This window comes from Janthinobacterium sp. 78 (assembly GCF_003096775.1).
Classification (GTDB): Bacteria; Pseudomonadota; Gammaproteobacteria; order Burkholderiales; family Burkholderiaceae_D; genus Janthinobacterium; species Janthinobacterium tructae.
This window is the reverse complement of record NZ_QENT01000001.1, coordinates 1,480,208-1,493,227: the sequence shown is the minus strand read 5'-3', so window position 1 is coordinate 1,493,227 and position 13,020 is coordinate 1,480,208. Positions and strand designations below refer to the sequence as shown.

The 13,020-nt window shown below is 62.0% G+C and carries 11 protein-coding genes; 4 read left to right on the top strand and 7 right to left on the bottom strand.

What is annotated here, in order from left to right:
* Positions 1 to 124: 124 nt before the first annotated feature.
* The 4 genes from ntrC to glnA form a co-directional block, all read right to left on the bottom strand.
* Positions 125 to 1,615, bottom strand: coding sequence for a nitrogen regulation protein NR(I) (gene ntrC / locus C8C92_RS06640; RefSeq protein WP_116743316.1), 1,491 nt, complete (start codon positions 1,613 to 1,615; stop codon positions 125 to 127).
* Between the two features lie 48 nt (positions 1,616 to 1,663).
* Positions 1,664 to 2,752 carry a nitrogen regulation protein NR(II) gene (gene glnL, locus C8C92_RS06635; protein ID WP_099760468.1) on the bottom strand — a complete coding sequence of 363 codons (1,089 nt, stop codon included), beginning with the start codon at positions 2,750 to 2,752 and terminating at the stop codon, positions 1,664 to 1,666.
* Between the two features lie 5 nt (positions 2,753 to 2,757).
* Complete coding sequence (locus tag C8C92_RS06630; protein WP_306594695.1) at positions 2,758 to 3,267, bottom strand: DUF4124 domain-containing protein; 510 nt, start codon at positions 3,265 to 3,267, stop codon at positions 2,758 to 2,760.
* Positions 3,268 to 3,412: 145 nt separating this feature from the next.
* Complete coding sequence (glnA, locus tag C8C92_RS06625; protein ID WP_071079202.1) at positions 3,413 to 4,828, bottom strand: type I glutamate--ammonia ligase; 1,416 nt, start codon at positions 4,826 to 4,828, stop codon at positions 3,413 to 3,415.
* A 385-nt stretch (positions 4,829 to 5,213) separates the two neighbouring features.
* Here glnA and C8C92_RS06620 point away from each other — a divergent pair, with 385 nt between their 5' ends.
* The 3 genes from C8C92_RS06620 to C8C92_RS06610 all read left to right on the top strand — a co-directional run bounded on the left by C8C92_RS06620 (position 5,214) and on the right by C8C92_RS06610 (position 6,464).
* Positions 5,214 to 5,675, top strand: a complete 462-nt coding sequence (locus C8C92_RS06620; protein ID WP_099760469.1) for a rhodanese-like domain-containing protein — start codon at positions 5,214 to 5,216, stop codon at positions 5,673 to 5,675.
* A gap of 157 nt (positions 5,676 to 5,832) precedes the next feature.
* The gene (locus C8C92_RS06615) at positions 5,833 to 6,183 is read left to right on the top strand and encodes a type II toxin-antitoxin system RelE/ParE family toxin (protein WP_116743315.1); all 351 of its coding nucleotides are present in this window, start codon (positions 5,833 to 5,835) and stop codon (positions 6,181 to 6,183) included.
* Complete coding sequence (locus C8C92_RS06610; protein ID WP_099760471.1) at positions 6,180 to 6,464, top strand: XRE family transcriptional regulator; 285 nt, start codon at positions 6,180 to 6,182, stop codon at positions 6,462 to 6,464. The genes C8C92_RS06615 and C8C92_RS06610 overlap by 4 nt, the downstream gene beginning before the upstream one ends.
* A gap of 1 nt (position 6,465) precedes the next feature.
* On the opposite strand, the gene C8C92_RS06605 is transcribed toward C8C92_RS06610, so the two are convergent.
* Positions 6,466 to 7,809: a TAXI family TRAP transporter solute-binding subunit gene (locus C8C92_RS06605; RefSeq protein WP_116745863.1), complete on the bottom strand. Its 1,344-nt coding sequence runs from the start codon at positions 7,807 to 7,809 to the stop codon at positions 6,466 to 6,468.
* A 131-nt stretch (positions 7,810 to 7,940) separates the two neighbouring features.
* Between C8C92_RS06605 and C8C92_RS06600 the strand changes: the two genes are divergently transcribed.
* Positions 7,941 to 8,546 carry a glutathione S-transferase gene (locus C8C92_RS06600; RefSeq protein ID WP_116743314.1) on the top strand — a complete coding sequence of 202 codons (606 nt, stop codon included), beginning with the start codon at positions 7,941 to 7,943 and terminating at the stop codon, positions 8,544 to 8,546.
* Positions 8,547 to 8,589: 43 nt separating this feature from the next.
* Here C8C92_RS06600 and C8C92_RS06595 read toward each other — a convergent pair whose 3' ends face one another.
* Together C8C92_RS06595 and C8C92_RS06590 are read right to left on the bottom strand one after the other, a co-directional pair.
* Positions 8,590 to 11,706 carry a transglycosylase domain-containing protein gene (locus C8C92_RS06595; protein WP_116743313.1) on the bottom strand — a complete coding sequence of 1,039 codons (3,117 nt, stop codon included), beginning with the start codon at positions 11,704 to 11,706 and terminating at the stop codon, positions 8,590 to 8,592.
* Positions 11,707 to 12,231: 525 nt separating this feature from the next.
* Positions 12,232 to 13,017, bottom strand: coding sequence for a molybdopterin-binding protein (locus C8C92_RS06590; RefSeq protein ID WP_116743312.1), 786 nt, complete (start codon positions 13,015 to 13,017; stop codon positions 12,232 to 12,234).
* Positions 13,018 to 13,020 lie beyond the last annotated feature (3 nt).

Below are 13,020 nucleotides of genomic sequence, written 5' to 3'. Positions count from 1 at the left end.
TTAAGACCGGACGAAACAGTCCGGCAGGCGTCAGCTTACCTTATCGCCTGCTGTGGGTGTTGTGGCGTGCAAGAAACACCGGGAGGGAACGCGGACGGGACAGACGTCCCGTCCGGAAGATAGATCAATCGTCCTTGGCGCCGTCGATGCCCAGTTCGGAGATCTTGCGGGTGATAGTGTTGCGGCCGATGCCCAGGCGCACGGCGGCGTCGTTCTTGCGCCCGTGCGTATGCTTGAGCGCCGTCTTGATCAGGGCCGACTCGAATTGCCGTCCCAGCACGGCCATGACTTCCTGCTGCCCGGCGCCCAGCATGCCGGCCGCCTGTAATTCCAGCAGGCCGATCCAGCCCGGCGGCGCGCCGTTGGCGGGCGCGGCCGCTTCGAAGACCTGGCCGCCATTCGGATGAGCCACGGCCGGCGGCGGCGCTTCGCCATGCGCTGCGGGAGCGCCAGCATCGCTCTGCCCCTGCGTCAATTCCAGCGGCAAGTCCTTGATTTCCACCGTCTGGCCCGGCGCCATTACGGTGATCCAGTTGCACAGGTTTTCCAGCTGGCGCACATTGCCGGGCAAATCGAGGCCGCTGAGAAATTGCATCGTCGGTTCGCTCATGCGCTTGGCTTCCACGCCCAGCTGGCGCGCGCTTTGCACCAGAAAGTGGCGCACCAGGATGGGGATATCCTCGCGCCGCTCCCGCAAACTGGGCAGGCGTAAACGGATCACGTTCAGACGGTGATACAAGTCTTCGCGGAACAGGCCGTCGCGCACGCGCTGCTCGAGGTTCTGGTGCGTGGCCGTAATGACGCGCACGTTAGCCTTCATCGGCTGGTGCCCGCCGACGCGATAGAAATGGCCATCGGACAGCACGCGCAGCAAGCGCGTCTGCAAGTCGAACGGCATGTCGCCGATTTCATCGAGGAACAAAGTGCCGTTCTCGGCTTGCTCGAAGCGGCCCCGGCGCGTCGTCTGCGCGCCCGTGAACGCCCCCCGTTCGTGGCCGAACAGTTCGGATTCCAGCAAATCCTTCGGGATCGCCGCCGTGTTCAGGGCAATGAACGGTTGTGCCGCGCGCGGACTGTGCTTGTGCAGCGCACGCGCCACGAGTTCCTTGCCGGAACCGGATTCGCCCGTGATGAGCACCGTCACATTCGATTGCGACAGACGGCCGATGGCGCGGAACACTTCCTGCATGGCCGGTGCCTGGCCGAGGATTTCCGGCGTTTCGGACGGGCCCGATTCGACGCTGGTCTCGCGCAGGCTTTCTTCCAGCGCGCGACGGATCAGCTCGACAGCCTTGTCGATGTCAAACGGCTTGGCCAGGTATTCGAAGGCACCGCCCTGGAAGGCCGCGACGGCCGAATCGAGGTCGGAAAAGGCCGTGATGATGATGACCGGCAAGCCGGGAAAGCGCGACTTGACCGTCTGCAGCAATTCCAGGCCGGAGGCGCCCGGCATGCGGATATCGGACACGAGCACTTGCGGCGTGTCAAATTCCAGTGCCGCGATGGCGTCGCGCGCATTGGCAAAACTCTTGGTGGCGAGGTTTTCCCGCGCCAGGGCTTTTTCCAGCACCCAGCGGATTGATTCGTCGTCGTCAACTATCCAGATTGGCTTCATTAGTGTGTGCGTCCCGCAATGGATTTCATGGGTGGGATACTTCCTCGCTTATGGCAAGGGGAGAACGATCCTGAAATCGGTGTATCCAGGCCGGCTTTCGCACTCGATCACGCCCAGGTGCTGTTGCACGAAGGTTTGCGCCAAGGTCAGTCCCAGCCCGCTGCCGCCATCCCTGCCCGACACCAGCGGGTAGAAAATCCGGTCGCGGATCTGGGGTGCGATGCCCGGTCCATTGTCAATGATATGCAAGTCTAATGCCAGGTTGTAGCGGACCTTGGCCAGGGTCACCTGGCGCGCCACGCGCGTCTTGAAAATCAGCTCTGCATCGCCCGCCTCGATGCGCTCGGCCAGCGCTTGCGCCGCGTTGTGCGCGATGTTGAGCACGGTCTGTATCAATTGTTCCTTGTCGCCACGAAACTCGGGGATCGAGGCGTCGTAATCGCGCGAAATGGTCAGGCCGCTGGGAAACTCGGCCAGGATCAGGCTGCGCACGCGCTCGCACACTTCGTGGATATTCACGTCGCCCACGATGTGCGGGCGGCGGTGCGGCGCCAGCAGGCGGTCGACCAGGGTTTGCAGGCGGTCCGCTTCCTTGATGATGACTTGCGTGTATTCGCGCAGCTCGCTCAGGTGCAGGGCCGGCAATTCCAGCTCCAGCAGCTGGGCCGCACCGCGGATGCCGCCCAGCGGGTTCTTGATTTCATGCGCCAGGTTGCGGATCAGCTCCTTGTTGACCTGGCTCTGGTCGAGGATGCGCTCCTCGCGGTCGAGTTTTAATTGCTGCACGTTTTCGCGCAGCTCGATCAGCACGCCGTCGCGCGGCGCCTCGAGCGCGCTGACGATGCTGTGCACGCGCAGCGGCTCGCGCCCCAGGCGTTCCAGGCTCAGGTCCTGGCGCAAATCGGAAAACTTGTGTTCAAGCGCCTGTGCGCAAATCCCGGCCAGCTCTTCGGGGTTGAGGAACAGCGCCGTCAGCTTTTGCCGCGACAGGGCCTTCAATGAGCTTTCCAGCAGGTTTTCCGCCGCCGCGTTGGCATAGCTGATGCGCCCGTCGCCGTCGAGCAAGATCACGGCCGAAGCGAGCAAATCAAGGCCGGCCAGGTGGGCGGGACGGCTGGAATGGTTGTCTATTGTCATGTGCTTTACCGAATATTCGCAATCTCGCGTTTCAGGGCCTCGACGTTCTGCTGCGTCCGGTTGATATTCTCTTTCAACTGCGCCGCTCTTTCCTGATACTTGGCATAGTTGCGTTCATTGCCCTGGCGTTCAGGCTGGCCCTCGTTGAACTCCAGACGCTGGGCCGCCAGTTTCTGCTCTTCGCTGCGCAATTCATCTTGCAGGATCTGGCGCCGGTCCAGGTCGCGCGCCCGTTGCTCGGCGCCATCGACCTTGGGAAACGCGCCAGCGGCGGGCGCCGCCGTGGCCACCGCCTGCGTGGCGGGCCGCGCAGGCGCACCGGCTAGCGGCGCCGTCTTGCGTGGCGGCTCCGTCATGGCGCCCGGTAAATCGAGCAGCTGGCAATGCGTGCCAGCCCGCTTGTCCGTGTACGTCTTGTGTCCTTGCGCATCGGCGCACACATATGACTGCCCGTGCGCCTGTGCCGCCGCGCCCAGCAATCCTGCCATCAGCGCCATTCTGTAATGCTTGGTCAATCTTCACTCCTGTCGGCTCGTGCCGCATCGTTCCTGGGCCGACTATACAACACCGCCCAGTGGCGCCATAACAAAAAACGCGGGCAAGACCATCGCCTCACCCGCGTTTTTTATTCACTACCGGCAAGTTGCCGGCGTGGCGCCATTACAGCGAGTAGTACATGTCGAACTCGGCAGGATGCGTGGTCATGCGCATGCGCTGCACGTCCTGCATTTTCAGTTCCAGGTAAGCGTCGATCATGGAATCGCTGAACACGCCGCCACGGGTCAGGAACTCGCGGTCCTTGTCCAGGGCTTCCAGTGCTTCTTCCAGCGAAGCGCACACGGTAGGGATCAGTGCGTCTTCTTCTGGCGGCAGATGGTACAGATCTTTCGAGGCGGCTTCGCCCGGATGGATCTTGTTGGCAACGCCGTCCAGACCAGCCATCAGCAGTGCGGCGAAGCACAGGTACGGGTTCGCCAGTGGATCCGGGAAGCGCGCTTCCACGCGGCGGCCTTTTGGATTGGCCACGTGCGGGATACGGATCGAGGCGGAACGGTTTTTCGCCGAGTACGCCAGTTTCACTGGAGCTTCGTAGCCTGGTACCAGACGCTTGTACGAGTTGGTGCCCGGGTTGGTGATCGCGTTCAGTGCCTTGGCGTGCTTGATGATGCCGCCGATGTAGTACAGGGCGAAATCGGACAGGCCGGCATAGCCGTCGCCAGCGAACAGGTTTTTGCCATCTTTCCATACGGATTGATGCACGTGCATGCCCGAACCGTTGTCGCCAACGATAGGTTTCGGCATGAAGGTGGCGGTCTTGCCATAGCTGTGCGCCACGTTCCACACCACGTATTTCAGGTTTTGCGTCCAGTCGGCGCGCTCGACCAGGGTCGAGAAGCGGGTACCGATTTCATTCTGGCCTGCGCCAGCGACTTCGTGATGATGTACCTCAACCGGGATGCCCAAGGACTCCAGGATCAGGCACATTTCCGAACGCATGTCCTGGAAGCTGTCCACTGGTGGCACAGGGAAGTAGCCGCCCTTGACGGTAGGACGGTGGCCGCTGTTGCCGCCTTCGATGTCCTTGCCGGTCGACCACGAACCTTCGTCCGAACCGATCTTGACGAAGCAGCCCGACATGTCGATCTTCCAGCGCACGCTGTCGAAGATGAAGAATTCTGGCTCAGGGCCGAAGTAGGCGGTGTCGCCCATGCCCGACGATTTCAGGTAGGCTTCGGCGCGTTTCGCGATCGAGCGCGGGTCGCGGTCGTAGCCCTTGCCGTCCGACGGTTCGATCACGTCGCACTGCATGAACAAGGTCGTTTCTTCCATGAACGGGTCGATATTGGCCGTGTTTGGATCCGGCAGCAAGATCATGTCGGACGCTTCAATGCCTTTCCAGCCAGCGATCGAAGAACCGTCAAAGGCGTGGCCCGACTCGAATTTGTCCATGTCGAAGTGCGACACGGGAACCGTCACGTGCTGCTCTTTACCACGGGTATCAGCAAAGCGGAAATCAACGAATTTGACTTCGTTTTCTTCTACCATCTTCAAGACTTCTGCGGCTGTCATTGCCATGCGTATCTCCTAAATGAATGTGGGGTGAGCCGACCTTAATGCGTCTGGGCTGATGAAGCGAAGCAAACATTGCGTGCCACCAAAACTCATAAGGATCATAGCAGATTCCATGCCAGCTTCTGAAGAGACCTGGCCGCCAGGGGCAAAACCCGGCTATCCCAATGAAAGTTTTCCCGCCCGTGATTTCCAGGCAGTGTTTGCGTCACATCAAGAATGCACTATGCAAGTGCAAAAAACGAATAACGCACCATTGTCGTGCATTTTTCTTTGATTTCTGAAAAATGCCTCATTGTGGTGCGCACGCGATGCACCATGGTTTCCCGTTTGCGGGGCGCGGACGGCGCACTATAATCGACCACACCACCCCACTTTCATCGAGGACGCCATGACTACCGCCGCCGACATCCTGACCACCGCCCGCAGCCGGGCCAATGAAGGCACGCCGTATGCCGGCGCCGTCACACCGCAGGAAGCATATGACTTGCTGCAGCGCGATGCCGCTGCAAAGCTCATCGATGTGCGCACGAATGCCGAGCGCGACTGGGTCGGCCGGGTCGACATCGCCGACACCCAGCACGGTGCGGTGCAGTGGGCCACGTATCCGGGCGGCGTGCCGAATCCCGACTTCCTCGCGCAACTGGCTGCCCAGGCCGGCAAAGACGAGGTGCTGCTGTTCCTGTGCCGCTCCGGCGTGCGTTCACGCCATGCCGCCAAGCTGGCGACCGAGCACGGCTACGTGAACTGCTTCGACATCCTCGAAGGCTTTGAGGGCGACAAGGATGCCGACGGCCACCGCAAGCAGATCGGCGGCTGGTGCAAGGCGGGACTGCCGTGGCTGGGCGCCTGACGCTGGCCACCTGACTATCTGAAGCGTGTTTGATCTGGCGGGCCACCCTGCGGCCCGCCATCGGCTACAACCATCCATGCGCGCCCGATTTTTTCAACTGCGGCGCAAATTCTCCTTGCGAACGTGTACCTTATATAGTACAACGCAGAGGTGCGTCATGGATGCTTCCGGCTTGCGGCAGATTACCCTGCTGTTCTATGCGAACGGCAATGGCGGCGAACCCGTGCGCGACTGGCTCAAATCGTTGCCCATCGAAGAGCGCCAGGTGATCGGACAAGACTTGATGCATGCACAATGGCGCTGGCCCGTGGGCATGCCCCTGTGCCGCCATCTGGGGCAAGGTCTAACGGAAATTCGCAGCAGCTTGCCAAGCAACCGCATCGCCCGCGTGCTGATCTGCCATCACGGCGACTGCCTGGTGGCACTGCACGGCTTTATCAAGAAAACCCGCGCCACGCCCGACGACGACCTGGCGCTGGCCCGCAAACGATTGAAGGAACTGACATGAACGCCACCGCACCGCACCTCGGCAGCAGTCTCGACGACTTCCTCAAGGAAGAAGGCATCTTCGAGCAAACGCAAAACCGCGCCATCAAGGAAGTGATCGCCTGGCAACTGACGCAGGCGATGCAGGAACAAGCGATGTCGAAGACGCGCATGGCGGCGCTGCTGCAAACGAGCCGCTCGCAACTCGACCGCCTGCTCGACCCCAGCAGCGATGTGACCCTGTCCACCCTGGAGCGCGCCGCCGCGCTGGTGGGGCGCAAACTGTCGATCACCTTAGTTTGACTTAGTTTGATTCCGCCGGCTGGTGCTCGCCCATCAAGGTCAAGATGCGCTTGCGCACGAAATTGATGTGGCTACGCAAGCCATACAAGCCATCGGCAAATGACAGGGGAATCGAGATCTGGTTGACCATTTCCTCGATCTGATCGAGCCGCGTCAATTGCGCCGCATACACTTGCGCGCGCTGCTCTGGCGGCACATCTTCCAGCGCCTGCTCCACCGTGCGCAGCTGGCCATACCAGCGGTACACGCGCGAGCGGATACGCCACACGTACAGCGGCGGCACCACGCGCGACAGCGGCAATATCAAGGCACCGAGCGCCACCACCAGCACCCACATGCGGTCGAAGAAATTGGCCAGCCAGAAACTCATGTAGCGCTGCAGCACCGGCGCGCCATCCTTGTAAAACTTCAGCGCTTCGGGCGCGACGGGAATTTCCGTATAGCGCGCGGACGGGAACTGCCCCTGTTGCTGGAACCAGCCCGTGCCGCCGTGAATACTGGCCGCCGCCTGCACGAACAGGTCGATCAAGGCCGGATGCAAGTCTTCGCGCGCGACCAGGGTGGCGGTCGGTGCGATCAGGTGGTAATCCTGCGCGGGGATGTTACGCCCCAGGTCGACGATACCGCGTGGCAAGACCACATGCGTGAGGAAAGGCAGGCGCCGCGTGTACGCCTCCGCTTGCGAAAAATCAAACAGCTTGATGCCCGGCGTTTGCAGCAGCATCTGGATCAGCGGCGCTTCCGGCGCCGAGCTGAACACGAGGCCATCGATGCGCCCTTCCAGCAGCTCCACCGTGGCGGGCGTGTTCTGCAAGTCGCTGACGGTCAACTCGTTCGCCTCGACACCATTGACGGACAACAACTGCCGGAACAGGCTGGGCACGCCCGTGCCTTCCGGTCCCAGGTTGATCTTCATGCCCTTCAATTGCGTCAGTTCCGTCACCGCCTTGTCTTCGCGCAGGAACAGCCAGACGGGTTCCGTAAACAGGCTGCCCAGGGATATGAGGCCATGGCGCTCGGCATCGGCGTGCTCCGTCGAGCCGCTTTGCACGAAGGCAATATCGGTCTTGCCGCTATTGAGGCGCTGCAGGTTTTCCTGCGAGCCCAGCGACGGCTGCAAGGTCACCTTGATGCCGTGCCTGGCCAGGGTGGCCGCGTATTTCTTGCCAAACTCTTCATACGCGCTATTGTCCTGTCCCGTCGACAGGCTCACCTGGCGCGGCGGCGCCGGGTCAACCAGCCAGTAAGCGAGCGCGCAAAACGCGCCGACCAGCAGCAGGGTGGGACCGGCGGTGGCGAGGAAATCGCGCACGGAAAAGCGGCTGAACGCGAGGATTTTGGACATGTGGTGGCGCATAGGTTTCATGGGTGGCTACGATGCCAAGAAAACCTCAACTATGCAAGGCACTTTCACCGGCGCGGCATGGCCAAATCCGCTACAGTGGCAGATCGTTCACCTGCCCCATGGAGTCCCGCATGCTGAAAATTCTTGGAAAAGCCGCCTCGATCAATGTCCGCAAAGTCTTGTGGACCTGCGAGGAACTCGACCTGCCCTACGAACGCGAAGACTGGGGCAGCGGCTTTCGCAGTACCGACGACCCGGCCTTCCTGGCCCTGAATCCGAACGCCATGGTGCCCGTGCTGGTAGACGGCGACCTGGTGCTGTGGGAATCGAACACGATATGCCGCTACCTGTGCGCCCAGGCGGGCCGCGACGACTTGCTGCCAAGCACGCCCCGCGCCCGCGCGGAAGTGGAAAAATGGATGGACTGGCAAATGGGCGACCTCAACAACAGCTGGCGCTACGCCTTCATGTCGCTGGTGCGCCACAGCCCCGCACACCAGGATGCGGCGCTGCTGGCAGCCGGCATTGCCGGATGGAACAAGATGATGGGCATCCTGGAACAGCAGCTGCAGCGCACGGGCGCCTTCGTCTGCGGCGGGCAATTTACCCTGGCGGATATCGTGCTGGGCCTGTCCGTCAAGCGCTGGCTGATGGCGCCGATGCAACGCCCCGACTACCCTGCCATCGCTGCCTACCATGCGCGCCTGGCAGATAAAACGGCCGTGTTTGCCGGCTAAAAAAACGCCGGCGTGAACGCCGGCGTTCTGCTACAACTGCCTGCTAATTGGTGCACTGCCTGGCCACGCCTTCGGCCGGCGCGGGCGCCTCGATCAGCGGCATCAGGCTCGGCGCCAGCGACACCAGCAGTTGCACGGGCAAGGCGCTGGTGAAATCGTAGTTCTTCGATTCCGGCCCGCGCACATACGCCGTCATGCTGCCATAGAAGCGCTCACCGATATTGAAGACGAACGTGGCCGAACGGTTCACATAGCGCGACTCGATCAGGCGGCCGCCGGCGCCATACACGTCGAAACGCTGGTCGCCCGTGCCCGTCTTGCCGCCCATCGGGATCGGCACGCCATCGGCGCCGACGAATGCCGTCTTGGCCCGCTTGGCCGTGCCGTCCGACACCACTTCGCGGATGGCCTTGGCCACGGCTTTCGCCACGTCCGGCGACAGCACTTGCTCCGCTTCCACCTTCGTGCTCCGCTTGACCGTGGTGTCATACGGCGTATTGGCGGCGAAATGCATGGAATCGATGCGCACGCTCGGTTTGCGCACACCATCGTTGATGATGATCCCCATCAACTCGGCCAGCGCGGCGGGACGGTCGGCCGACGCGCCCAGGGTGGTCGCATACGACGGCACCAGCGAATCGAACGGGTAGCCCATCTTCTTCCACTGGCGGTGGATTTCCAGGAAACCTTCCACTTCCAGCAAGTTGGCGATGCGGCGGTCCTGCGCATGCTTGCGGTGCGTATTGAACAGCCATTTGTAGACTTCCTGGCGCTCCTTCTCGCTGGCCGCCACCATCTGCGACAGGGTGGAGCCTTCATGCTGGCGCAGATACGCCACCATCCACAGTTCCAGCGGATGCACATTGGCCAGATAACCGCGGTCGGCCAAGGACCAGTTTTCCATCGCGTACTGCTGGTACAGCTTGGCGACGCGCTCGGGCGGCACTTCGTTTTGCGACGGCAAGTTGGCATTGAGGAAATCGCCGAATTCCGCCACCGTGCCTTTCGGATTGACGGTGCGGAAGATATTTGCCAGGCGCACGGGGGTCGGGCGGATGCTGGCCAACAAGATCTTTTCCTGCTCGTCGACGCTCTTGCCGCGATACTTCTGATAGAAGCGGTGCAGGAATTCGCGCCCTTCCTTGTCGGCAAAACGGCTCAGGTACTGGGCGCGGCGCGGATCGTCCGCGTCCGCCAGCAGCGAGGCCGAGGAATCGGGACGCGAGAACATGTAGTAGCGGGCCACGTCGCGCATCAGGCGGACGAACACCAGGTTGGTCGACTGGCGCAGCGCCTGCTGCACCGTCATGATGCGGCTGTCGTCAAGCTTGGAGAAGTTGCCGAAATGATGCAAGCCGCCGCCCGTGAAGAAGCCTTCACCCGGATTGCCCGAATACTGGCGTTGCATGGCGGCCGCCAGCATGGCGGGCAAGTTGCGCGCCTCGCCCAGCGGCAATGGTTTCAAGTAGGCAATCGCCCACTGCGACAGCATGTCCTTCGGATCGACGGCGATTTTATTCAGTTCGGCGGCGCCCATGCCGCTGTAGCGCTGGTGCAGCTGGTCGATGATGTCCAGATACGTGACCAGGGTGCGCAGCTTGGCCGTCGAACCGAGGTCCAGCTTGGCGCCCTCGTTGATGTCGAGCGGCTGGTCAAAATTGTCCGTTTGCACGCGCAGCAAGTTGGCTTGATCGCCCTTTTGCAGCAGGGTAAAACTGTAGACCACGTTGGCCGGGTCGCCATTGCCCAGCATGCCCTTGCCCGTCAGCCCAGCCGCTTTCGCCACTTCCGGGTCGCGCAGCTCGCGCAAGACCTTGGTAACAGCATTTTGCGCCTGCGCATCGAGCGTGCTGACCACTTTCAAGTCGAGGCGGTCGAGGTTGTACAAGCGCGGGTCGCCGAGCATGCTGGCCAAATGGTTGCGCACGGCATTCGAGGCCTTGCGCGTGACGAACGAGGTCGATGCTTCCGATTGCACGCCCGAGGCCGACGACGGGCGCAGCTTCTCGGCGATGGCCGCATCGCGCAGCTGCGGCGAAATCACGCCCGCTTGCGCCAGCAGGCGCAGATGGCTGTTGGTCAATTCTTCCAGGTCGGCGCCGCCGGCCACCAGGTAATGCGAAGGGCGGCGCTGCGCGATCAGCAAGCTCAACGCCTGCTTGTAGGCCAGCGCACTGTCCGGCTGGTCCATATTACCCTTGAGCAAAGTTTTCACCTCGGCAAACGGCCGGCCATACCAGACCCACATGCCATCGCCAATGCCGTTGACTTCGCCAAAGCCGCTTTTGGCCGACAGCGGTACGGTATTGAGGTAATTGACGACGATCTTGCGCCGCGCTTCCATGGTGTTCTCGCCATCCTGGTACGAGCGCAGGCTGGCCGAAATCATCTGCAGCAATTTATCCTGCATGGAACTGGTGCGGCCGTCTTCCGAATGGCGGTATTTTTCGATCTGCGTGGCCAGGGTGCTGCCGCCACCACCGCGGTGGCCGCCGAACAGGTTCAGCACCTTGTCGAAGACGGCCTTGCTCAGGCGATCCCATTCCACGGCGGGATTGCGCTCGGGCGTGCCCGGGTCGAGCAATTCGCGGTTTTCGATGAACAGCAGGCTTTGCACCAGCGCGGGCGGCGCGTCGGCAAAGCCGTCGAACATGCGCTCGGGATAGCTGGCCGCGAACAGGGGCGCGGCGCGGCAATCGAGGATGGTCAGTCCGGCGCGGTTTTTCTCGTGATACGTGGCAAAGATGCCCCGGTCGACCAGCTCCACCATCTTCGGCGACATGCGCGCCTGCGCCGTGACGGCATAGTCGCGCGCATTGAGCTTGGTGAGGAAGTCAGGCAAGCTGGCATAGCCGAGGCGCTCGTCATACGGGCCGTGCTGCGGATAGCGGATGGCGCCCGCCGGCGCTGGGCCTGGCTCGACCTTGAACGTCAGCTGACGGTCCAGGCGCGTGAAAAACTCGGCCTGCAGGGCCGAGGTGCGCACTTCGCGCATGACGAACCACGCCACGCCGGCGATCAGCGCCAGCACGATGATGGCAAAGATCGGCCAGATGCGCGAACGGCGCTTCTTCGGCGGGCTCGCCGGCGGCGGCGCCTCGGCAGCTGGATCAGAGGGGGGCCGCTCTTGCGCGGCCAGGTTGACGCCTGTGTCTTTCATGGGATGCTGGGGTAAGGTTGGGTTTGGACGGCGCAGAAAATACGGTAGCAATACCGCTCCGCACAGGATAAGACGAGGGCCGGCCGGGGCCGGTCACTACAGAGCTTGCTTAACATGATGTCCATACCGGTGAATCAAAAAAACACGCTGCTGCACAGGCAGGCAACCCCGCGTTTGACACGCCAGGCTCCTGTTCACCATTCCACCACATCGGCATGAAAACGACTGGCGAGCGCACACAAAAATCTTGCTTCATCAAAGATTTTCGCAAAAAAACAACGTCTTGGAACGTACGCTTGCGTACTAAGAGCCTATCCCAGTAGATGAATACATCCCCTGCTGGCGCCCCTCAGAAGCGGGGACTGCGTTGATCGTCGTTGCGTGGCTCGCCACGCGTCCTCCTCACGCCTTGTCCGCGCTCCTGATGCGCTGCCAGCAGAAGACGCTCCCTACTGGGATAGGCTCTAAGATGCAAGGCGGGCTGGACGCCAGCGAAAAAGCCGCCGGCGCCGGGCTGGCAGAGGCTCAGATGGTGGTGTATTCCGCCTGCAGGGCATCGAGCGCGGCGCGCATGTCCGCAAAGGCGGCCGCCGCTTGCGCGGGTTCGCCCTTCACGCCCAGTTCGATATGCCGGCGCGTCTGCGCATCGCCCACGCTGGGCAGGCTGAACACCTTGATCAGCGGAAACTCCGTTTCCAGACGCACCATCAGCGGCGTCAGCAGGGATTCGGCCGTTTCGTACACAAGCAAGGCATGTTCCGCATGCGGCACCTGGTTGAACAAATGGCTGTAATGCGTGTCGAGCACCCATTCGATCATGGGCCAGGACATGACGGGAAAGCCTGGCACGAAATAATGCTCGCGCACGGCAAAGCCGGCAATCTTGTTGTACGGATTCGGAATCAGCTCGGCGCCTTCGACAAATTCCGCCATTTTCAGGCGGTGCAGGTTTTCCGGCGAGTTCAAGTCGGCCGGCACGCCCGCCTCTGCTCCCATTTCCGTGATGCGCTGCTCGATATTGAGCTTGCCTTGCGGATGCAGCAGCAGCGGCAAGCCCAGCGCATCGGCAGCCGCCTGGCGCGTATGGTCGTCCGGCGTGGCGCCGATGCCGCCAAAGCTGAAAACGATGTCGCCGCTGGTAAAACTGCGCTTGAGCAAGGCGACCAGGCGGGCAGGCTCGTCGCCCACGTATTCCGCCCAGCTCAGCTGCAAGCCACGCTGCTTGAGCATGCTCACTACTTTCGGGAAATGCTGGTCAGTGCGCTTGCCCGACAGGATTTCGTCGCCGATGATGATCAATCCGATAGCCATGGA